General features: G+C 69.8%; 21 protein-coding genes and 1 tRNA gene. 9 read left to right on the forward strand and 13 right to left on the reverse strand.

Annotation, left to right across the window (positions count from 1 at the left end; translation table 11 throughout):
- The first annotated feature begins 65 nt into the window (after positions 1–65).
- Positions 66–1,295, forward strand: a complete 1,230-nt coding sequence (locus A3CE_RS0117005; RefSeq protein ID WP_020641305.1) for a cytochrome P450 — start codon at positions 66–68, stop codon at positions 1,293–1,295.
- Between the two features lie 114 nt (positions 1,296–1,409).
- Here A3CE_RS0117005 and A3CE_RS0117010 read toward each other — a convergent pair whose 3' ends face one another.
- On the reverse strand, positions 1,410–2,912 hold the full coding sequence (locus A3CE_RS0117010) for a cellulase family glycosylhydrolase (RefSeq protein ID WP_020641306.1): 1,503 nt from the start codon (positions 2,910–2,912) through the stop codon (positions 1,410–1,412).
- Between the two features lie 217 nt (positions 2,913–3,129).
- The gene (locus A3CE_RS0117015; protein ID WP_043790904.1) at positions 3,130–4,425 is read right to left on the reverse strand and encodes an alpha/beta hydrolase; all 1,296 of its coding nucleotides are present in this window, start codon (positions 4,423–4,425) and stop codon (positions 3,130–3,132) included.
- A gap of 61 nt (positions 4,426–4,486) precedes the next feature.
- Between A3CE_RS0117015 and A3CE_RS0117020 the strand changes: the two genes are divergently transcribed.
- The 6 genes from A3CE_RS0117020 (at position 4,487) to A3CE_RS0117045 (ending at position 8,120) form a co-directional block, all read left to right on the forward strand.
- Positions 4,487–5,023, forward strand: a complete 537-nt coding sequence (locus tag A3CE_RS0117020; RefSeq protein WP_020641308.1) for a helix-turn-helix domain-containing protein — start codon at positions 4,487–4,489, stop codon at positions 5,021–5,023.
- Between the two features lie 151 nt (positions 5,024–5,174).
- Positions 5,175–5,483 (forward strand): hypothetical protein, encoded by a 309-nt coding sequence (locus A3CE_RS0117025; protein WP_020641309.1) that lies wholly within the window; start codon positions 5,175–5,177, stop codon positions 5,481–5,483.
- A gap of 207 nt (positions 5,484–5,690) precedes the next feature.
- Positions 5,691–6,098, forward strand: coding sequence for a DUF6153 family protein (locus A3CE_RS0117030; RefSeq protein ID WP_020641310.1), 408 nt, complete (start codon positions 5,691–5,693; stop codon positions 6,096–6,098).
- A gap of 57 nt (positions 6,099–6,155) precedes the next feature.
- Positions 6,156–6,755, forward strand: coding sequence for a DUF305 domain-containing protein (locus A3CE_RS0117035; RefSeq protein WP_020641311.1), 600 nt, complete (start codon positions 6,156–6,158; stop codon positions 6,753–6,755).
- Between the two features lie 76 nt (positions 6,756–6,831).
- Positions 6,832–7,194: a BlaI/MecI/CopY family transcriptional regulator gene (locus A3CE_RS0117040; RefSeq protein WP_020641312.1), complete on the forward strand. Its 363-nt coding sequence runs from the start codon at positions 6,832–6,834 to the stop codon at positions 7,192–7,194.
- Positions 7,191–8,120, forward strand: a complete 930-nt coding sequence (locus A3CE_RS0117045) for a M56 family metallopeptidase (RefSeq protein ID WP_020641313.1) — start codon at positions 7,191–7,193, stop codon at positions 8,118–8,120. The genes A3CE_RS0117040 and A3CE_RS0117045 overlap by 4 nt, the downstream gene beginning before the upstream one ends.
- Here the strand turns inward: A3CE_RS0117045 and A3CE_RS0117050 are convergent.
- From A3CE_RS0117050 to A3CE_RS0117060, 3 genes are read right to left on the reverse strand one after another with little or no spacing between them, the layout of a single operon-like run.
- Entirely contained in the window at positions 8,107–10,311 is a 2,205-nt protein-coding gene (locus tag A3CE_RS0117050) for a heavy metal translocating P-type ATPase (RefSeq protein WP_020641314.1), read from the reverse strand. The two genes, A3CE_RS0117045 and A3CE_RS0117050, sit on opposite strands and share 14 nt — an antisense overlap.
- Positions 10,311–11,177 carry a hypothetical protein gene (locus A3CE_RS0117055; protein ID WP_026468571.1) on the reverse strand — a complete coding sequence of 289 codons (867 nt, stop codon included), beginning with the start codon at positions 11,175–11,177 and terminating at the stop codon, positions 10,311–10,313. Before A3CE_RS0117055 ends, A3CE_RS0117050 begins: the two co-directional genes overlap by 1 nt.
- Before the next feature lie 28 nt (positions 11,178–11,205).
- Positions 11,206–11,412 carry a heavy-metal-associated domain-containing protein gene (locus A3CE_RS0117060; protein ID WP_020641316.1) on the reverse strand — a complete coding sequence of 69 codons (207 nt, stop codon included), beginning with the start codon at positions 11,410–11,412 and terminating at the stop codon, positions 11,206–11,208.
- A 384-nt stretch (positions 11,413–11,796) separates the two neighbouring features.
- On the opposite strand from A3CE_RS0117060, the gene A3CE_RS0117065 reads away from it, so the two are divergent.
- Complete coding sequence (locus tag A3CE_RS0117065; RefSeq protein ID WP_020641317.1) at positions 11,797–12,855, forward strand: C40 family peptidase; 1,059 nt, start codon at positions 11,797–11,799, stop codon at positions 12,853–12,855.
- Positions 12,856–12,930: 75 nt separating this feature from the next.
- Here A3CE_RS0117065 and A3CE_RS0117070 read toward each other — a convergent pair whose 3' ends face one another.
- Positions 12,931–13,950, reverse strand: coding sequence for a glycoside hydrolase family 113 protein (locus A3CE_RS0117070; protein WP_020641318.1), 1,020 nt, complete (start codon positions 13,948–13,950; stop codon positions 12,931–12,933).
- A gap of 102 nt (positions 13,951–14,052) precedes the next feature.
- Between A3CE_RS0117070 and A3CE_RS0117075 the strand changes: the two genes are divergently transcribed.
- A complete protein-coding gene (locus A3CE_RS0117075) occupies positions 14,053–14,673 on the forward strand; it encodes a TetR/AcrR family transcriptional regulator (protein WP_043790906.1) in 621 nt (206 codons plus the stop codon).
- A 54-nt stretch (positions 14,674–14,727) separates the two neighbouring features.
- Here the strand turns inward: A3CE_RS0117075 and hpxZ are convergent, their stop codons facing one another.
- From hpxZ to A3CE_RS0117105, 7 genes are all read right to left on the reverse strand, one after another.
- A complete protein-coding gene (gene hpxZ, locus A3CE_RS0117080) occupies positions 14,728–15,156 on the reverse strand; it encodes an oxalurate catabolism protein HpxZ (protein ID WP_020641320.1) in 429 nt (142 codons plus the stop codon).
- Positions 15,153–16,766 carry a hypothetical protein gene (locus A3CE_RS0117085; RefSeq protein WP_020641321.1) on the reverse strand — a complete coding sequence of 538 codons (1,614 nt, stop codon included), beginning with the start codon at positions 16,764–16,766 and terminating at the stop codon, positions 15,153–15,155. Before A3CE_RS0117085 ends, hpxZ begins: the two co-directional genes overlap by 4 nt.
- Positions 16,767–16,787: 21 nt before the next feature.
- The gene (locus A3CE_RS0117090; RefSeq protein WP_020641322.1) at positions 16,788–17,480 is read right to left on the reverse strand and encodes a cysteine hydrolase family protein; all 693 of its coding nucleotides are present in this window, start codon (positions 17,478–17,480) and stop codon (positions 16,788–16,790) included.
- A 26-nt stretch (positions 17,481–17,506) separates the two neighbouring features.
- Positions 17,507–18,205 (reverse strand): biuret amidohydrolase, encoded by a 699-nt coding sequence (gene biuH / locus A3CE_RS0117095; RefSeq protein WP_026468572.1) that lies wholly within the window; start codon positions 18,203–18,205, stop codon positions 17,507–17,509.
- Positions 18,206–18,258: 53 nt separating this feature from the next.
- On the reverse strand, positions 18,259–18,459 hold the full coding sequence (locus tag A3CE_RS56540) for a hypothetical protein (RefSeq protein WP_125591683.1): 201 nt from the start codon (positions 18,457–18,459) through the stop codon (positions 18,259–18,261).
- A gap of 109 nt (positions 18,460–18,568) precedes the next feature.
- Positions 18,569–18,645: transfer RNA gene (locus A3CE_RS0117100), tRNA-Leu, on the reverse strand.
- A gap of 108 nt (positions 18,646–18,753) precedes the next feature.
- The gene (locus A3CE_RS0117105; RefSeq protein ID WP_020641324.1) at positions 18,754–20,088 is read right to left on the reverse strand and encodes an NAD(P)/FAD-dependent oxidoreductase; all 1,335 of its coding nucleotides are present in this window, start codon (positions 20,086–20,088) and stop codon (positions 18,754–18,756) included.
- Between the last annotated feature and the right edge of the window lie 4 nt (positions 20,089–20,092).

Consider the following 20,092-nt stretch of genomic DNA (forward strand, 5'->3'; position numbering starts at 1 on the left):
CACTGTGCATGTCACCGACGCGGTGTATGTCGCGTCACTCTCGGTCGCGACGGTTGGGGAATGCGATGACCGATCTGATCCAGCCCGACGAGCTGCTGTTCAACCCGTTCGCGCCCGGCTTCTTCGAGGACCCGTACCCGCAGTACAAGATGCTGCGTGACGAAGACCCGGTGCAGGACCACCCGCTGGGGTTCTGGTTCGTGTCCCGCTTCGACGACGTCTCCAGGGTGCTGAAGGCCGGGTTGTCGGTCGAGATCGGCAATCTGGCGCCCGGTCCGTACAGCCAGCAGATCGAGTACTTCGGCGAGGAGGGCAACGCCGTCGCGCTGAACCTCTCGATGCTCGACCGCGACCCGCCCGACCACACGAGGTTGCGCTCGCTGGTGACCAAGGTGTTCACCCGCCGGGCGGTCGCGGCGCTCGAACCCCAGATCGTCCGGCTGGTGGACGAAGCCCTGGACCGGATGGCCGAAAAGGGGAGTTCGGACCTGGTCGAAGAACTGGCGTTCCCGCTGCCGTTCGCGGTGATCTCGGAGATGCTCGGCATGCCGCCGACCGACCACGCGCGGATCCGTGAACTGAGCGGCACCCTGGTGCGGTCACTGGAGATCGTGGCCGACGAGGAGACCGCGCGGGCGATCATGGCCGCGGACGCCGAGCTGACGGGCATCACCCGCGACCTGATCGCCTGGAAGCGCGACCACCCGGCCGACGACCTGCTCACGGCGTTGATCGCGGCGGAGCACGACGGCGAGGTCCTCGACGGCGACGAGCTCGTGGCGCAGGTGGTCCTGCTCTACGTGGCCGGCCACGAGACGACGGTCAACCTGATCGCCAACGGCGTCGCCGCGTTGCTGCGCAACCCGGATCAGCTGGCTTTGCTGCGCGCACGGCCGGACCTCGCGGCGAACGCGGTCGAGGAGTTCCTGCGCTACGACTCCCCGGTGCAGCAGACGAGGCGGATCACGACCGAGCCGTACGCGGTGGCCGGCAAGGAAATCCCGGCGGGCACGTTCGTGCTGGCCTGCCTGGCCTCGGCCAACCGCGACGAACGGTTCTTCGGCCCGGACGCCGGCCGCCTGCGGATCGACCGCCCGGAAGCGCGCCACCAGGTGTCCTTCGGCGCGGGTCCCCACCACTGCCTCGGCGCGGCGCTGGCCCGGCTGGAAGGCCAGGTCGCGGTCAGCCGCCTGGTGCGGCGGTTCCCTGATCTGGGCTTCGCGGGAGAGCTGACGTGGAACGGCCGCATCAACCTGCGCGGCCCGGCGAAGTTCCCGGTGACAGTGCACGCCTGAAACGCGGGCGGCACCGGCTTCGAGGCCGCCGTCACCCGCGGAAGTCCGGGAGCGAACTTCCGCGGGTGTACCGGTCACCCCGGCGCGCAGCTCACCGCCGGTACCGCTTGCCTTTCACGGTTTGACGGTCAGCAGGTGGGCCCGGAAGCCCTCGCCGTACGTCTTGGTGGGCGTGCCGTTGTAGTCCTCGATCAGCACGTTGCCGCCACTGCAGCCCCACGGGTTCCACGTCCAGGCGGTGTACCCGAGGTTGTGCGCGTCCAGCCACGCCATCACCTGGTCGATGTAGTCGTGCGCGCAGCTGTTCTGGCCGATTTCCCCGGCCTGCACCGGCACCTGCGCGGCGACCGTCCCGATCTGACTGTCCCAGCAGGACACTGTGACGCAGGCGTTGAAGTTGTACGTGTGCCAGGAGGCCACCAGGTTGCCCGCCGGGTCGGCCGGACGGTAGGTCAGCCACTGCGTGAGGTCGTTCGTCCACGTCAGCCCGGCGATCATCAGCACGTTCTTCGCGCCGGTCGCGCGGACGGCGTCGACCAGTTCCTGCATGCCGGCGACGGCATAGCTGATTCCGGTGCAGGTTCCGCCGTCCCGCAGGCACTTCCACTCGGCGGCCGCGTCGGACCAGTTGCCGGCCGCGTCCGGGTAGGGCTCGTTGAACAGGTCGAACACCACGGCGTCGTCACCCTTGAACGCGGTGGCGACCTGCGTCCAGAAAGCCGGCGTGTACTGCCGGTCGGGCATCGGCTTCTGGCACGTCGCGTTGACGTCGGTGCAGGCCGAGGAGGTGCCGGTGTACTGGCCGTGCGTCCAGTGCAGATCCAGGATCGGGTTGATCCCGTTGGCCTCCAACAACTTCGCGTAGTCCTTGACCGCCTGCTGGTAGGGGGCTCCGCTGGGCGTGCCGGACAGGCCCAGCCAGCAGTCCTCGTTCAGCGGGATCCGCACCGCGTGGACGTTCCAGGCCTTCATCGCGTCGACCGACGCCTGGTCGACCGGGCCGCTGTCCCACATGCCCTTGCCCTGCACGCAGGCGAACTCCCCGCTGGACCGGTTGACGCCCAGCAGCCGGTAGGCCTTCCCGTCGGCGGTCAGCAGCTTGTTGCCCGACACGTGCAGCGCCGGCGCCGGGCCGGGTGGCGGCGGCGTTGTCGTGGTGGTCGTGGTGGGTGTCGTCGGGAGCGTGGTGGGCGTGGTGGCCGTGGTCGGCGGCGTCCCGGTGCACGCGGCGCCGTTGACCGCGAAGTCGGTCGGCGTGGAGTTGGTGCCGCTGTAGGAGAAGTTCGCGCCGGTGTTGACGGATCCGCCGGCCGGGATGGTGCCGTTCCAGCTCGCGTTGGTCACGGTGACCTGCTTGCCGGACTGCGTCCACGTCCCGCTCCAGCCCTGCTGGAGGGTCTGGTTGCCGGTGTAGGAGTAGGTCAGCGTCCAGCCGCCGACGGCCGAGGAGCCGAGATTGCTGATCCCGACGGCGAGGCTGAAACCGCTTCCCCAGTCGTTGGCCGAATAGGTCACGCGGCAGGCGAACGCCGCACTCGTCTCATTCGCCGCCGACACGGCCGCCGTCGAGGTGACGACGCACGCCGCGGCGGCCGCGAGACCCGCGACCGCAAGCACGGCAGGACGTTTTCCGGCTCTTACCCACATCGGCACTCCCTTGTGCACACTGACGGCGGCCACGGGCGGAAGATTCTGGGAGCGTTCCCAGTCGCCCGACACACCGTCGCTTCCCGGCCCCGGGTTGTCAATCACCAACGTCGGGAAAGGGCCCCGATTCGGGCGAACAGCGCCCGGCGCGTTCCGCCATCTACCGCAAGCGCCTGCGCGGCGCGGGTCAGCCGGCGACCGGACGCCGCCGGGCGAAGAACCGGGCGATCCCGCGCCGGCGGGGCGCCAGCCAGCCGGCGATCTCGGCGACCACGGCGGGGTCGACGTGCTGCGGCGACTCGTATCCGGGCTTGGCCGGCCCCTCGCCGCGGAAGAACAGGTGGTCGTCGGCGTCGTGGACACTGATCGTGACGTCGGATCGGTGCGCCAGGCCCGCTCGCCAGCGCGCGAGGTCGTCGGCCACGGTCACCTGGTAGTCGCGGCCGCCCTGGAGGATCAGCATCGGCTTGGCCAGCCCGGCCGCCGTCGCGACCGGGTCGTACTCGCGCAGGTCCAGCCAGTACGAGGCCGGCCAGCCGAAGAGCAGGTCCGCCGCCGGGGTCGAGGGGGAAAGACCGGGGCTCTCGACGAGCGCGGCTTGGCGCGAAACCGTCTCGAGGGCAGCTGTCGTGGCCGGGCCGGGGTCCAGCTCGGCCAGGTAGCGGGCGACCCGGACGGCCGCCCGGCTCAACGGCACGGTGTCCCCGGCGAGGCTGACCAGGCCGGCGACCGACGCCTCGGCGGCCGCGACGCGCGTCGTGGCCTTGCCACCGCCGCTGTGGCCGAGGACGTACACCCGCGCGGGGTCCACGGCCGGCTCCCGCTGGAGCAGGTGAACGGCGGCGATGGCGTGCGGCACGTATTCGTCGGCCATCGTGAAGCCGGGTTCGGAGCCGACGCCGGGGTGCACGTGGGTCACCTTGTCGAAGCGGACCACGGCGACGCCTCGGCTGCCCAGGCCCCAAGCCAGGTCCTTGAACGGCTTGTCCGGCCCGGTCGTCAGGTCGCGGTCGAACGGGCCCGAGGCGAGCAGGACCACCGCCGGCCACGGACCGCGCCCCCGGGGCAGGGTCACCGTGCCGGGCACCGCGAGCGGGCCGGCGCCGACGGTGACTTCACGCTCGGTGAACCGGCCCGGGACGGTGTAGGCAGGCGGCTCCCAGCTCGTTCCGGACGGCGGCGCGAGCCGCAGGCCGTGCAGCATGCCGTCGCCGTCGACCGACATGACCACGGTGAGCCCGCCGCGCCGGCAGGTCACCGGGACGCTCACCCGGACCAGGCCCGCCTTGACCGGCTCGCGCACCGGCCCCCCGACCGCCGTGACCGGCCCGGCCTTGGCGATCTCCATCTCCCAGCCGACCCGCAGCGTCTCGGCGGACGCGGCCGCCCGCAGCCGCGGCGCGAACAGCTCCTCGACGTCCGCGAAGCGTCCCTCGGCCGCCATGGCGACGACCGTGCCGGCCACCACCCCAGGGTCCGTCATGATCCCCCCACCACCTTTCTCGTATTTTGCGAAAGGTATCACGATGTGAGATCGTTCGGTAGTGGACACGTTGGAACTGCTGGGTCACCCGGTACGGCTGCGGATCGTGCACGCCATGCGCGGCGACCGGACGCTCACCACCGCCCAGCTCTGCGCGCTGCTGCCGGACGTCTCGAAGGCCATGGTGTACCGGCACGTCGACCTGCTCGCCGCCGGCGAAGTCCTGGAAGTGGCCGAAGAACGGCGCGTACGCGGCGCGGTCGAGCGCCATTACCGGTTGCGCCGCGAACGGGCCTCCATCGACCCGGCCACGGCCGCGTCCCTGTCACCCGCCGATCACCGGCGCGGGTTCACGGTGGCGGTGGCCGCGCTGGTGGCGGAGTTCACCGCCTACCTCGACCGCGAAACCGCCGACCCGGCCACCGATCCCGTCGGCTACCAGCAACACGCGATCTGGCTCGACGACGACGAACTCACGGCGATGGTCGGCGAACTGCGCGCGGCGATCCTGCCCCGGCTGGCCAACCCGCCCGCGCCCGGCCGTACCCGGTATCTGCTGAGCCCGATCCTCTTTCCCAGCGAAGCGGCGGAAAAGTGAGCCGGGCACCGGCACACCGCGCCGCAATGGCAAGATAACATTGTGGGAGCGCTCTCAATTCTTGCCCCCTCGAGCTTGACACCGAGTACGGCCCACCGACTACCGTAACAACGTTCGTTTGCGATGTCTGGGTCCGGCGGGGGGATTCAACGTGGAAAACGGCTGGTGTCCGGACGTGGTCGGCGAGGGGCCACCGTCCCGGGCGGGCGACGAAGATCCGGACAGCTTGGCGGCCATCTTGGATTCGCTCGGGCGGGATCCGGCCCTGAAACTCACCGATTCCGGACGTGCTGTTCTGCGGTGGCTCGCCTCGCACGCACTGAGTCCCGAGGACACCGGCGTGTTCGCCGCCGTTCCGCCGCACTGCGCGAATCTCGTCGCGGATATCGCCCGGCGCAATGCCGCGATCTGGCAAGAGCTGGCGAATATCGTCGAACAGCTCTCCCGCGACGCGATGTGAGACGACGAATAGTCGCGAATTTCCCGTTCTGGCTCGAGCGCACGAGATCAGCTTCCGGCTCCGAGGAGCGGGCCGGCATCCCGCCGTGCCGCGCTGGCAAGTGCCGCGCGGAACTCCGCCCGGCCGCCCCGCACCGCACCGCAACGGCACGAAGCCCTGATCGCGCTACTATTCGCCATAGTATGATCGGGAACAGTGGTTGACACGATGACAGCGAAACGGCTCGGCAAGGTACAGCAGATCCTCCTGCTGTGCACGCTCGCCGTGGGCGTCGTCACGATGCACCACGTCGGCATGGCGAGCGCAGCCGGTGGCACGGCGATGCACGCCATGTCCGCGTCCGGGCCGCAGGCGGTCACCGCTCCGCCGTCAGCCGGCTCCGGCGAACACGATCCGGGCATGCCGGGCGGCCTGCACGACATCCTCCACCTCTGCCTGGCCGTGCTGTGCGCGGCGGGCGCGCTCCTGCTGGCCGTCGCCGTCTTCCTGGGTGTTTCGTGGTTCACCACGACGTTCTCCCGGGCCGTCCGTTCACGCGGTTCACCGAGCCGGGGACGCCCACCGGACGGGGGCGGCCGAAGCATCCTGACTTCTTTGTGCGTGTTGCGCACGTGATCGACCGGCTTTCCCCGGCCTGTCGAATCACGCACCCATCACAGAGAAAGATTTGTCATGCGCAAAAATGTCATCATCGGAGGCATCGTGCTGGCCTCCACCGTCCTGCTCGGCGCGTGCGGCGGCACCGACTCCATGTCCGGGATGAACCCCGGCTCGTCGGCACCCTCGTCGGCACAAGCAGCGGCCGGCCACAACGCCGACGACGTCACGTTCGCCCAGCAGATGATCCCGCACCACAGCCAGGCGCTCGACATGGCGAAGCTCGTCCCGTCGCGCAGCACGAACCCGAAGGTGCTCGACCTCGCGAGCCGGATCGAAAAGGCCCAGGACCCCGAGATCCGGCAGATGCGGGACTGGCTGACCGCCTGGGGTGCCGGCGCGTCCGAAATGCCGGGAATGACCCACGAATCGATGCCGGGGATGAGCGGCATGATGTCCGGCGACGACCTGAAGAAGCTCGAGGCCGCCAAGGGCACCGAGTTCGACGGGATGTGGCTCGGCATGATGATCGAGCACCACCAGGGCGCGGTCGACATGGCCAAGGCCGAGCTGGCCAAGGGCGGCAACGCCGACGCGAAGGCGCTCGCCCAGAAGATCATCGACGCCCAGCAGGCCGAGATCACCGAGATGCGGGGCCTGCTCACGCGGAGCTGATGACCGGTCGCCGGGGCGGGCCGCCGCCCCGGCGCCCGTCGGCCGCGCGGGAAGTATTCTGCCTGCCGGAGGTGCCATGCTCGGTCTGGGCGAGCTCGAAGCGTCGGTGATGGACGTGCTCTGGGACGCGGCGGAACCCCTGCGGGTCCGCCAGGTGCTCGACGAGCTCAACCGGCATCGCGACCTGGCGTACACGACGGTGATGACGGTCTTGGACAACCTGCACCGGAAGGGGTGGGTCGTCCGCGACCTCGAGAACCGCGCCTACCGCTACCGCGCCGTCACCACGCGGGCGGAAGCGACCGCGCGGAGCCTGCGGGAGGTGCTCGACTCCGTCGACGACCGCGAGTCCGTGCTGCTGCACTTCGTCAGCACCGTCAGCGAAGAGGAGTCGGACGTCCTCCGCCGGGCGCTGCGCCGGAAGCCGAAAAAACGGTGATCCTCGCGGCCGCCCTGCTGCTCGGGACCATCGCCGTCGGCTGGTGGTCTCCGTCGCTGCTGAGCAGGCTCTCCGCGCGAGTCCACCCGGGGACGGCGATCGCCTGGTGGCTGCTGACCGCCGCCGGCGTGGCCGCCGCGGCGGTCGCCGGGGTGCTGCTGCTCGTCCTGCCCGGGCACGGCCCGGCCGACGCGGTCATCCGGGTGCTCCACGACTGCTGGGCCGCGGTCGGCCACGACGACCTGCCCGCCCTCGACCCCATCGCCGGGGCGGTCGCGGGCCTCGTCCTGGCCGTCGCGACCGGCAGGCTGGCGGTGACCTGGCTCGCGCGGCGGCGACGGCGGACCGTCCTGCACCGGCGTCACCTGACCGCGCTGCGGCTCTCCGGCGCCCGTGACACCAGGCCGGTCCCCACGCTGTGGCTGCCGGACGAACGGCCGATCGCGTACAGCCTGGGCGGCCGCCGGTCGCTGGTGGTCGCCAGCGACGGGCTCGCGGCGCGGCTGACGAAGCGCGAACTGGGGGCGGTGCTGGCGCACGAACGCGCCCACGTCCTCGGGCGGCACCACCTGCTCACCGGCTGCTCGGAAGTGCTGGGCCGGACGCTGCGGTTCGTGCCGCTGATGCGCGAGCTGCCCGGGGCGACGCGGCTGCTGGTGGAACTGGCCGCCGACCAGGCGGCGGCCGCGCAGTGCGGGCGCGAGCCGCTCCGGTCGGCGCTCGTGTCGATCCGGGCGGTGGACGGGCCGCGTCGCGCCCTCGCGATGGCGGGCGGCGACACGGCCATCCGGTTGAGCCGGCTCGACACCGGCTCGTCGCCGGCACCGCGGTGGACGACCGTCGCCGGCGGCCTCGCGGCCTTCCTCGCGCCGTCCGCGATCGCGGTGGCCCTGGTGCTGGTCACCAGCTTCGTCACCTGCCGCTGAAACTCCGCAGCCGCAGGCTGTTTCCGACGACGAACACCGAGCTGAACGCCATCGCCGCGCCCGCGATCATCGGGTTCAGCAGCCCCGCCGCGGCCAGCGGCAGTGCGGCCAGGTTGTACGCGAACGCCCAGAACAGGTTGCCCTTGATCGTCCGCAGGGTCCGCCGCGACAGCCGGATCGCGTCGGCCACCGCACGCAGGTCGCCGCGGACGAGGGTGATGTCACTGGCCTCGATCGCGACGTCCGTGCCGGTGCCCATGGCCAGCCCCAGGTCGGCCTGGGCGAGCGCCGGCGCGTCGTTGACGCCGTCGCCGACCATGGCGACGACCTTGCCTTCGTCCTGCAGCCGCTTGACGACGTCGAGCTTGCCGGCCGGGAGCACTTCGGCGATCACCTCGTCGATGCCCACTTCGTCGGCCACCGCCCGCGCCACCGCTGTGTTGTCCCCGGTGAGCAGCACCGGCGTCAGGCCCAGCTCGCGCAGCTGCGCGATCGCCTCCGCCGACGTCGGCTTGACGGTGTCGGCGACCACCAGCACGCCCCGGGCCGCGCCGTCCCAAGCCACCGCGACCGCGGTCTGCCCGCGCTTCTCCGCCGCGGACTTGGCCTCGGCGAGATCGGCGGGCAGCGGCTGGCTCCAGTCCTCCAGCAAGGCCGTCCGGCCGACGAGGACGGCGTGGCCGTCGACGATGCCCTGCACGCCGAGCCCTTCGACGTTCGTGAAGTCCTCGACCGCAGGCAACTCGACGCGCTCCCGGGCGCCCCGGGCGATGGCGGTGGCGATCGGGTGCTCGGACGCGTCCTCGAGCGCGCCGGCCAGCCGCAGCAGCTCCGCTTCGCCGACACCCTCGGCCGTGTGCACGGCGGTGAGCGTCATCCGGCCCGCGGTGACCGTGCCGGTCTTGTCGAGCACCACGGTGTCCACCCGGCGAGTGGACTCCAGGACCTCCGGGCCCTTGATCAGCACCCCGAGCTGGGCGCCGCGGCCGGTGCCGACGAGCAGGGCCGTCGGGGTGGCCAGGCCGAGCGCGCACGGGCAGGCGATGATCAGCACCGCGACCGCCGCGGTGAACGCCGCCGCCGTGCCGACGCCGCTGCCGAGCCAGAAGCCGAGTGTGGCGGCCGCCAGTCCGATGACGATCGGCACGAACACCCCGGACACGCGGTCGGCCAGCCGCTGCACGTCGGCCTTGCCGCTCTGGGCGTCCTCGACCAGCTTGGCCATCTGCGCCAGCTGGGTGCCGGCGCCGACGCGGGTGGCCCGCACGACCAGCCGGCCGCCGGCGTTGACCGTCGCGCCGGTCACCGCGTCCCCTGCACCGACTTCGACGGGCATCGACTCGCCGGTGAGCATCGACGCGTCGACCGCGGACTTGCCTTCCTCGACCACGCCGTCGGTGGCGATCTTCTCGCCGGGCCGCACGACGAACCGGTCCCCCACCGCCAGCTCGGACGTCGGGATGCGGACCTCGGCGCCACCGCGCAGAACGGCGACCTCCTTCGCGCCCAGCTCCAGCAGAGCTCGCAGCGCGGCACCGGCGCGACGCTTGGACCGCGCCTCGAAGTAGCGACCGGCCAGGATGAACGTCGTGACGCCGGCGGCGACCTCGAGGTAGATGTCGCCCGCGCCGTCCGACGGCGCGATCGTCAGCTCGAACGGGTGCACCATCCCCGGCGTCCCGGCCGTGCCGAACAGCAACGCCCACAACGACCACGCGAACGCCGCGAGCACACCCATCGACACCAGCGTGTCCATGGTGGCCGCGCCGTGCCGGAGGTTCGTCCACGCCGCCCGGTGGAACGGCCAGGCACCCCAGGTGACGACCGGCGCGGCCAGCGTCAGCGAAATCCATTGCCAGTACGTGAACTGCAGTGCCGGGACCATCGCGAGCAGGACCACCGGGACCGCGAGCACGGCACTGGTGACCAGCCGCTGCCGCAACGGCCGCGCCGGATCCTCTTCGTCCACTTCGGACTCGGTGGTGCCCGGCAAGGTCGCGCTGTACCCGGCGGCTTCGACCGTGGCCACGAGGGAAGCCGGGTCGACGCCTTCGGGTGCGTGCACGCGAGCCTTCTCGGTGGCGTAGTTGACCGACGCGGTGACGCCGTCGAGCTTGTTCAGCTTGCGTTCGATGCGGTTGGCGCAGGACGCGCAGGTCATACCCCCGATCGCGAGTTCGACCTCGGTCATCACGCCCTCCCTGCCGTCGTCACGGTGAACTCGGCCGTCCGCACGACGTCGCCGTGCTTGAAGTCGAGGAACAGCCGGTAGCTTCCCGCACTGGGGACTTCGGCGGCGAACTTCACCTGCGGCCCGGCGGCCGTCTTACCGTCACCGGGTTCGCCGTCCGGGTGGACGTGCAGGTAGGCGAGGTCGCCTTCGCGCAGCGCGACCAGGTGCCCGTAGGCGCCGAGGTAGGGCTGCAGGTCCGTGACGGGGATGCCGTTGCGGGAGACGCTCAGCGTGAGCGGCGACGTCTTCCCCGCGGTCAGGTCCCCGGCGAGCTGGACGGTGTAGCCGTCGACCCGGGCGGTGCGGCTCGGCGCGTAGACCGCGGGCTGGTAGTCGCCCGCGACGGACAGGTCGGTACCGAGAGTCATCGCCTTGCCGCCGGTGGGGGTGAAGTCGGCGAACGCGCGGTACGAGCCCGCGGCGGGCAGGGTCAGCGGGACGCTCCACGTGCCGTCCGGCGCCATCTCGGGGTGGACGTGCCGAAAGCCCGCGGTGTCCCGGCGCACGACGATCAGGTGCAGCTTCTTCTCGTGTTCGACGTCGTAGCCGGTGACGGGCTTGCCGTCCGGGCCGGTGATCGTGAACGAGAACCGGCCGGGCTCCGGAGCCGTGCCGGCCACCGTGAACGTGTAGCCGTCCTTGCTCGACGCCAGCCCGCCCGGCAGGTCGTCCGCCGGAACGTGCTCGCCGCCCATGTCGCCGTGGCCCGCGTTTTCGCTGGTCACGGCCGAAACCGGGCCGACCGCGCCGCCCACGGCGAATCCCCCGGCGGCCAGCAGGGCGAGCGCTCCGCCGAACACGGCTAGCCGTGCTGTGGTGTTCATCTCTGCTTCCCTCGCTTGAAGGCCGGGCCTACCCGGCGAACGTGTAACCGGCCTCTTCGATCGCGGCGCGGACCTGCGCGTCGCCGACCGGCCGGTCGCTGGTGACGGTGACGGCCCCGGTGGGCAGGTCGACGGCGACGGCGGTGACGCCGTCGATGGCGCCGACCTCTTCGCTGACCGAAGCCACGCAGTGCGAGCAGGTCATGCCGGTGACGGTGTAGGTGCTGCTGGTCATGGCGTTCTCCTTCGTATGGCCGGGCCTGGCGCGTCGCGACAATGCCACCATACCCCTAGGGGGTAGGGGTTTCAACGGCATGCCTACTATGACAGTTAGTACTAAGGCACATAACACAGCGTGACTTGGCTGCATACAAAGATTTGTTCCGCCAGAAGGTGGACAGCACCGAAGTCTTTTCGTAGCCTGGCCGTGATCTTGCGGCAGCTGCCGTCGACCGGACGGCGACGCGGGATCACCGCCGGCCCGGCTTTGCCTCCGAGGCCGCGAAAAACGGAACCGCCGCGCGCGTCACCTGGTGCGGCTCGCGCTGCCCAACGAACGGCACGCCCCGATGCCGTGGTTCCGGCCGGCGGACGACGAGCAAAGGAGACCCGCGCGACCGTGCAGTCGCACCCCATCCGGCGGGTGGTTTCAGGCATCCTCGCGGCGACCTCGGTGATCCTCGTGGTCACCGTCGCCCAGCCTGTCGCCACCGCCGCCCCCGTCCCCGCTCCCGCTCCCCAGGCTCCGCCCAGTTCCTCCGACGCCTTGGCCAAGTACCGCGAACTCGCGGCGGAGGCCGAAAAACTGAACGAGGACCTGCTCAAGGCGCAGACCGACCTGACGACCAAGCAAGGCGAGCTCGACAAGGCCACCAACGACGTCAACGCGGCGAAGGACCAGGGCCTCAAGGCCACCGAGAACCGGAAGAAGTACCAGGAGGAGGTCGACAAGTTCGCCGGCGCGTCGTTCACCAGCGGCGTCCAGCTGAACAAGCTGTCGGCGCTGCTGTCCGGTACGTCCACACAGGACTTCCTCGACCGGTCCTCGGCCCTCGAAGTGCTGGCCACGGACAAGAACTCCGCGATGACCAACCTCACCGGCGCCGTCCAGGAGGCCACCGACGCCACCAAAAAGGCTTCGGACGCCGCGAAACGGGCTCAGGACGCCCGCGACACCGCGGCCAAGCTGACCGAGGACATCAAGGCCAAGCAGAAGACCCTCAACGACCAGATCGAACAGGTCAAGGCCGCCGACAAGAACCTGAGTGCCGCCGACAAGGCGGCCCAGCGCGACACCGGCGGAAAGGCACCCGACGTCAAGGCCCCGACGGCGGCCGCGCAGACGGCGGTCAACGCGGCGCTGAGCAAGCTCGGCAGCCCGTACGTCTGGGGTGACACCGGGCCGGACTCGTTCGACTGCTCGGGCCTCCTGCTGTGGGCGTACAAGAAAGCCGGCATCACCTTGCCGCGCAACTCCGCGGCGCAGGCGCAGTACGGCACACCGGTCCCGCGCGACCAGCTGCAGCCGGGCGACCTGGTGGCGTACTACTCACCGGTGTCCCACATCGGCATGTACATCGGCGACGGCAAGATGGTCCACGCCCCGACCAGCGGCGACGTCGTGAAGATCTCGCCTCTGCAGAGCCAGTACGCCGGAGCGACCCGGCCCACTGCCTGAGTTCGCGGAGCACATCCGGTGCGGCGTCGCACTCTCGGGAGCGATGCCGCCCCGGGCTGGTCATTCGGCGGCAACTCAGGCGCGATAGCAGTCGGCAACGGCGGCGAAAGCGGCTTTGGGTTCCCACGGCATGTCGGGGTACGTGTCACCGTGGCACCCTTCGAGAACCTTGACGATGCCGAGGCTGGCCATGTCGAGGTCACGACGGGGATCGCCGGGCCGGTGCGGGAAGTTGTCGAGCGCGAAGAGGTAGACGAAGGCGCTGTCAACGCGTTCGGCCTCGAAGATCTCCAGCAACTCACGCAGATAGGTGGCCTGGCCGGCCTCGTCGCGGACGTAGTCCCCGTCCAGTCCGGCAGGCCGGCCGTTCTGGTCGTACTCGACGATCCCCATGCTGCGCGGCGCGACGTCACCGGCGCCCTGCCAGGTAGCCGTGCCGAAGCCGGTGATCGCGACCGGTTTCCCCTGCTCGACGAGGGTGCGAACGCCGTCCTGGAACTGGCCGGCCACCTCGGCCGACCGGATGAGTTCGACCGACATGATGTCGAACGGCGTCCAGTCGACGCCCTCGAACTGGATGCAGGCATAGGTGACCTTGCCCCGAAAGCGCTTTCGGACCGCGGCGACGGCCTCGCCGAGGAAGCCGTTGAGGCGGGTACTCATTTCGGCAAGTCGCTCGCCCCGGCCATCGGGACGGCCCAACAGCAGACCGAGCCGTTCTTCGATGTCGTCACCGGGCAGGAATCCCCGGTTCATGATGCTCAGTTCGACACCGGCGACGAAAACGACGTCAGCGCCCTCCTGCCGGATCCGCTCGGCCCGCTGCGCGCAGTCGGCGAACAGCGAGAGGATCTCCGCGGTCGTCAGCTCCAGCGGGTAGGGCGAGAACCAGACCTCCAGCCCCAGCTCGGCGGCACAGCGGGCAGCGAGTTCGAGCCGCTCCGGATCGCCACCGACGAGGTGCACGGCATTGCAGTGCAGATCGTCACGGATGATGGCCAGCTCCCGCCTGACCACGTCGGGACCGAAGCGCTCGCGAGAGATCTGGCCGTTGCGGACGAAGCCGGTGTCGTACGCGATGCCCTTGGCACGCATGGGTTCGGTCCTTCCCGTCGGGTACCGATGACACCACCCTACGGACAAAACTTGCGTGCGCGCAAGTTTGCGCGCGCGCACTCAAGCGGCGATACTGGAACCGTGACGGGGTTGCGCGAGCAGAAGAAGCAGGCCACCAGGGAGGCGCTGCGCGAGGCGGCATTGCGGCTGGCCCTGACACACGGACCGGAAGACGTCCGCGTCGACGACATCGCCGAGGCGGCGGGAGTCTCGCCTCGGACTTACAACAACTACTTCTCGAGCCGAGAACAGGCGATCGTCGCGGCGGTAACCGCCGAACGGGAAGCACGCGTCGCGGCGGCCGTAGCCGCCCAGCCGGCCGACGTCGGCCTCGCCGACGCCGTGGTCGAGGCGATCGTGGAGCAGTACACGGACCCGGGCGAACCGGCCCGCGACGCACTGCTGCTCATCACGACCCATCCGGCACTGCGCACCGCATTCGTCGCCACGGCGACCGAACTCGAGAATCCCCTGGCGGACGCGATGACCCCACGCCTCGCCGAACCCGACGAGCACACCGCCCGAGTGCTGGCGGCGAGTGTGGCAGCGGCGGTCCGCATTGCTCTTCAACAATGGCTACGACCGGCGTCCCCCACCCCCGGCGGGCTGGTCGTGCCATCCGGCTCGCTACCCGAGTTGCTGCGCGCCGCACTCGCACCGCTGAAACCCGCACTCGACGCCGCGGGACGTCCACCCCGGTGATTTCCGTCTCCCCGCGCCGGCCGCGAGCCCCGGCCGAACGGTCCAGGGGCATATCTACCAATCGATCTCGGTGCTGATCTCCGAGACGTGCGCACTGACGATTCGCCAGCCGGCGGGCATCCGTACCCACGTTTGGCTCTGTCGGCCCACGACCGGCCGGCCAGGGTAGCGAAACAGGGTGGTCACCACGGCGGTGTCGGTGCCGAAGGTGGTGATCCGGGTGTTCTGGGTGGCCCGGCCGTCGAGTGGTCCCTGGGTGGCGCGCCACGCGCGCAGTTCGTCGATGCCCTGCTGGTGGTCGGCGATGCCGAACCGGACGGTGGCCGGGCTGGCCCAGAACGACTCGTTCAGCACGGCGTGGTCGCCGGCCACCAGTGCGGCTTCGTAGCGTGCGAAGGCCGCCGACACCTCGGCGTGCACGGCTGGATCGTCGACAACGGGGCCGGTGGTCCCGTTGCCGACGACCCCGTTGGTGGTGTTCATGAGGCGGATGCCGCGGGCTTCGCATCGATCATGTCCGTGGCGGCTGGTTGCGGCTCGGCGCTGGACGTCGAATCGCGGTGGAGCAATGCGAACACCGCACAGACCACGGCGAAGAACAGGTAGCCCAACGCGACCTGACCGCCACCCGCGTTCCAGCCGACCTGCTCGGCGTGGATCAACCCGACGAACGACAGCGCCGCGCCGGCTGCCGCGTATCCGGCGGCCCACCAGAATTGCTTGTCGATGAGGAACGCGGTGATCGCGCCGAGTACCAGTCCGGCCAGGATGGCGCCGTCGCCGAGCAGGTGCAGGCCCTGGTAGACCACGCCGGCGCTCTCCAGGGCGGGTTCACCGACCTTGGCCGCGCTGGTGCCCGCCGCCGACAGCACGTTGTCCATCTGGCCGGTCGCCCAGGCCGCGACGTTGGGGATGATGGCCATGACCACCGCCACCGCGTGCGGCCGCGGTACGACACGGAATGCCTGCGCGCCGATCAGCAGGCCGATGTACAGCAGGATCGGCACGATCGCCGGCACCGGCAGTAGCGCACTGAGCAGACCGAACAGGCCGCCGAAGCACAGGAGCGCGATGACAACGCCGGTCAGCATCGAGTACGCCGTGCGGCCGCCGACCTCCTTCCATCCTGGATGTCCGATGTAGACAGCGGGTGGGAACGGCGAGCCGAGCGCCGAACCGACGATCGCGCCGATGCCGTCGGCCAGCAGCACGCTGCGCAGGTTGAAGTTGTCGCCCGCGGCAGCGGCACTCTCCACATTGGTCATGCCCTCGGTGAAGTTGTAGATGCCCAACGGGATGGCGGTGGCCAGCAGCGGGCCGATCTCGGACAGGCCGTGCCACAACAGGTCGAACTGGAACGACGGCAGGCCGGTCACGATGTCGTGAGCGGCCGTGGACACGTCCGCGGGGTGCATGTAGCCGCCGATCCAGCCGATGCCGGTGCCCACCACCAGCGCGGCCAGGCCGATCGGGATGCCGAACGGCAGCTTCACACCGGCGAAGAAACCGATGAGCAGCAACGCGAACACGGGCAGCGCGATCCACGCGGCCGCCCACATCTGGCCGGCCGGACGCATCGAGATGAAGGCGATGGAGATGCCGGCGAGCGTGCCCAGCATCGCCGCCTGCGGCGTGAACCTCCGGATGTAGGGGCCGACGAACGCACCGGCCAGCACGATCAGTCCGATGATGAACGACCACGCGAGGCCCGCCTGCCACGCCTTGATCGGGTCGTTCGTGCGGAGGTACACCGGCAGCATGATCACGAACGTCACGATGAACATGTGCGGCACGCTGGGCCCGTAGGGCATGGCGGTGACGTCGGTGCGGTTCTCCTTGTAGGCCAGGCGTCTGCCGAGCCAGGCGTAGTAGACGTTGCCGATCAGCAGCTGGATGCCCAGGGCCGGCAGGATCACCCCGTACACGTCGCCCGACGAGATCTTCGCGACGCCCAGGCACAACCCGGAGAGCACCAGTACGTTCACCAGAACGTTGAAGCCAAGACCGAAGAACGCGTTGAGGTCACCGCTGACCCACAACGGCAGTTCGACATCAGAATCGGAGCGGCTGCGGGCGCGCGCGAAGATGGACATGACCGGTTCCTTCCGCGGGTCTCAACGGGCCGGGGTGGCAAGAACGGAAATCGCGGCGATGTAGGCGGACGACGGAGCGACCCAGCCGAAGATGCCGCCCTGCGCGGAGATCATGGCCAGACCGGCGGCCTGGAACTCGGGGAAGTACGAACCGACGCAGTCCGACAGCACCAGGCATTCGTAGCCGCGGTCGTTGGCCTCACGGACGGTGGTGTGCACGCAGACCTCGGTCGTCACCCCGGTCACCACCAGAGAGGTGATGCCTGCCGCGGACAGCATCGCGGCGAGTTCGGTGCTGTAGAACGCGCCCTTGCCCGGCTTGTCGATCACCAGTTCGCCGTCGACGGGCGCGAGTTCGTCGATGATGCCGTGGCCGTGTTCACCGCGGATGAGGATGCGGCCTCCTGGACCGGGATCGCCGATGCGCATCGACGGGCGACCGCGCTCGAGTTTGGCCGGCGGGCAGTCGGACAGGTCCGGCAGATGGCCCTCGCGGGTGTGGATCACCATTACGCCGGCGGCACGCGTCGCGGCGAGGGTTCGCTGGAGCGGAGCGATGACCCCGCGCAACTGGCTGACGTCGTTGCCAAGCGTTTCGCCGAACCCGCCCGGTTCGACGAAGTCCCGCTGCATGTCGATCACCAGGAGCGCGGTCGTGGTTGGCTCGAACAGAAACGACGTGGGGTCGGCGTCGACCGTGAGGGGAGTGGTCATCGGCTGTCGGGCCCTTTCGTTTTCGATCAGTCGTCGGTGGTGGTCGCCCCGATCACGGCATCGGAAGTGGCTACGGCCCCGAACACGCCGCCCTGCATGGTCACCATCTTCAGCGCGGCCGCGTGGTTGCCCGGATCGGTCGCGCCGGTGCAGTCGGACAGAATCAGGCATTCCAGACCGCGGTCGTTGGCCTCGCGCATCGTGGTGTGCACACACACGTCGGTCGTGATACCGGTCAGGATCAGGTGGCTGATCGCGTTGGCGCGCAACACCAAATCCAGGTTGGTGGCGTAGAACGCGCCCTTGCCCGGCTTGTCGATCACGACCTCGCCGGGCGCCGGCGAGACCTCGTCGACGATCTCCCAGCCCGGTTCGCCGCGTACCAGGATGCGCCCGGCCGGCCCCGCACTGCCGATCTCCGCGCCGATCCGGGCCGAACGCCAGCGCTTGTTGGGCGGCAGGTCGGCCAGGTCCGGCAGGTGACCTTCCCGGGTGTGAATCACCAGCATGCCGACGTCGCGGGCGTGGGCAAGGAGCTTCTGTGTGCCGGGCAGGCCGGCTCTGGTGAGTTCGAGGTCGTAGCCCATCCGCTCGACATAGCCACCAGGTCCGCAGAAGTCGGTCTGCCAGTCGATGCACAGCAGGGCGACCCTGTCGATCGGCACCACCGTGTCGTAGGGCCAAGGGTAGGGATCTGCCTGAACCGGTCCTATCCGCGCGGTCATGGTTGTCGATTGTCGGCCGTTTCGTTTCCAGCGGGACCGTAGTGAGTTACGTCTCAGTTACCAGCCTGGTTCCTCGACTCACCCAGGAGCTGACGAGCGCCGTGGTTGCTCGACTCGCGCAGCGCGACATCCAGGTCGCGGGTGGCCGGCGCGTCGCGTAGTCGCCGATGCCGGTGCAGGCCTTCGACCGGACTGCCCTCAGTGGCTTCACGTTGCAGGTTGGTCAACCAGCCGCTCGCCACCGCTGCATGCATGCGGGCAACCGACAGCGCCAAAGTTCCTCGCCGCCGCCACGGACAAGCAAACCCCGGCCTGACGGTGACTGAACTACTGCGGCGCATCGGTGGACACGGCGGCGCTGCGTGGTGCCCCCGACGGGACTCGAACCCGCACTGAATCGATTTTAAGTCGACTGCCTCTGCCGATTGGGCTACGGGGGCACCGCACACTCTAGGTGATGGCAGCGATTCGGTGTCCACGGAGTCGACGCGCGCCGTGAACAGCAAAGTGCCCCCGGTCGCCGGACCGGGGGCACTCGAGAAGAGAACTCAGGACTTCGAGACGCGCGCGAACTCGTCCTTCGGGTTGTTGATCTGCCCGAGCGAGATCACCTCGCGGCGGAACAGGCCACCGAGGATCCAGTCCAGCAGGATGCGGATCCGGCGGTTCCAGGTCGGCATCGCCTTGAGGTGGTAGGCGCGGTGGAACAGCCAGGCCGGGAAGCCCTTGATCTTCAGGTTCAGCGCGTCGGCGACACCCTTGTGCAGGCCGAGGCTGGCGACCGCGCCGAGGTTCTTGTGGAAGTAGTCCTTCGGCTTGCCGCCGCGCATCACCTTGATGATGTTCTTCGCCAGCAGGCGCGCCTGGCGGACCGCGTGCTGCGCGTTCGGCGGGCAGGTCGCCGTCGGGTCGTCTTCGGTGCGTGAGAGGTCCGGGATCGCCGCGTTGTCGCCCGCGGTCCAGACCTCCGGGTGACCGATGACCTGCATCGCCGCGGTCGCCTCGACGCGGCCGCGCTTGTCGAGCGGCAGGTCCGAGTTGGCCAGCACCGGGTTGGCCTTCACCCCCGCCGTCCAGATGATCGTGTCGGTGTCGAACTCGGTCCCGTCGGACAGCACGACGTGGCCGTTCTCGAACGACTTCGCCGCGGTCGACAGGTAGACCTCGATGCCGCGCTTCTCCAGCTGCTCGACCGTGTACACGCCCAGGGTCTCGCGGACCTCGGGGAGGATGCGGCCGGCGGCCTCGACGAGCACCCAGCGGATGTCGGAGGTCTTGATGTTCGGGTAGTAGTTCTCCACCGCGAACCGGGTCATGTCCTCGAGCTCGGCGAGTGCCTCGATGCCGGCGAACCCGCCGCCGACGACGGTGAACGTCAGCAGGCGCTTGCGCAGTTCCGGGTCGAGCGTGCTGGCCGCTTCGTCGAGCTTCGTCATCACGTGGTTGCGGATGTAGATCGCCTCGCCGATGGTCTTGAAGGCGATGCCCTCCTCGACCAGGCCCGGGATCGGCAGGATGCGGGCCACCGCGCCGAGGGCGACGACCAGGATGTCGTAGCCGAGCTGCTCGATGTGGCCGTCGGCCGCCTCGACCGTGACCGACTTCTTCTCGTTCTCGATCTTGGTGACGCGCGCGGTCAGCACGTGGCAGCGCTTGAGCACCCGCCGCAGCGGCACGACCACGTGGCGGGGCTCGATCGCGCCGGCCGCGGCCTCCGGGAGGAACGGCGCGTAGGTCATGTGGGGCTGCGGGTCAACGACGGTCACGGAGGCCTCGTTGGCCCGGAGCATCTTCTGGAGGCCGTACGCCGTGTAGAGCCCGACGTACCCACCACCGAGGACGAGGATCCGAGTCGGTTCCGACTTCGACTTCGCAGCAGCCATGTCC

This window comes from Amycolatopsis balhimycina FH 1894 (assembly GCF_000384295.1).
GTDB classification, from domain to species: Bacteria; Actinomycetota; Actinomycetes; order Mycobacteriales; family Pseudonocardiaceae; genus Amycolatopsis; species Amycolatopsis balhimycina.

Bases quoted from the DNA above. Each gene is read 5' to 3' on its own strand.
- biuH (WP_026468572.1), bottom strand. From the start codon at position 18,205: ATGACCGCGCGGATAGGACCGGTTCAGGCAGATCCCTACCCTTGGCCC.
- A3CE_RS0117040 (WP_020641312.1), top strand. From the start codon at position 6,832: ATGCTCGGTCTGGGCGAGCTCGAAGCGTCGGTGATGGACGTGCTCTGG.
- A3CE_RS0117105 (WP_020641324.1), bottom strand. From the start codon at position 20,088: ATGGCTGCTGCGAAGTCGAAGTCGGAACCGACTCGGATCCTCGTCCTC.
- A3CE_RS0117005 (WP_020641305.1), top strand. From the start codon at position 66: ATGACCGATCTGATCCAGCCCGACGAGCTGCTGTTCAACCCGTTCGCG.
- hpxZ (WP_020641320.1), bottom strand. From the start codon at position 15,156: ATGAACACCACCAACGGGGTCGTCGGCAACGGGACCACCGGCCCCGTT.
- A3CE_RS0117055 (WP_026468571.1), bottom strand. From the start codon at position 11,177: ATGAACACCACAGCACGGCTAGCCGTGTTCGGCGGAGCGCTCGCCCTG.
- A3CE_RS0117015 (WP_043790904.1), bottom strand. From the start codon at position 4,425: ATGACGGACCCTGGGGTGGTGGCCGGCACGGTCGTCGCCATGGCGGCC.
- A3CE_RS0117085 (WP_020641321.1), bottom strand. From the start codon at position 16,766: ATGTCCATCTTCGCGCGCGCCCGCAGCCGCTCCGATTCTGATGTCGAA.
- A3CE_RS0117070 (WP_020641318.1), bottom strand. From the start codon at position 13,950: ATGCGTGCCAAGGGCATCGCGTACGACACCGGCTTCGTCCGCAACGGC.
- A3CE_RS0117090 (WP_020641322.1), bottom strand. From the start codon at position 17,480: ATGACCACTCCCCTCACGGTCGACGCCGACCCCACGTCGTTTCTGTTC.
- A3CE_RS0117030 (WP_020641310.1), top strand. From the start codon at position 5,691: ATGACAGCGAAACGGCTCGGCAAGGTACAGCAGATCCTCCTGCTGTGC.
- A3CE_RS0117060 (WP_020641316.1), bottom strand. From the start codon at position 11,412: ATGACCAGCAGCACCTACACCGTCACCGGCATGACCTGCTCGCACTGC.
- A3CE_RS56540 (WP_125591683.1), bottom strand. From the start codon at position 18,459: ATGCATGCAGCGGTGGCGAGCGGCTGGTTGACCAACCTGCAACGTGAA.
- A3CE_RS0117050 (WP_020641314.1), bottom strand. From the start codon at position 10,311: ATGACCGAGGTCGAACTCGCGATCGGGGGTATGACCTGCGCGTCCTGC.
- A3CE_RS0117035 (WP_020641311.1), top strand. From the start codon at position 6,156: ATGCGCAAAAATGTCATCATCGGAGGCATCGTGCTGGCCTCCACCGTC.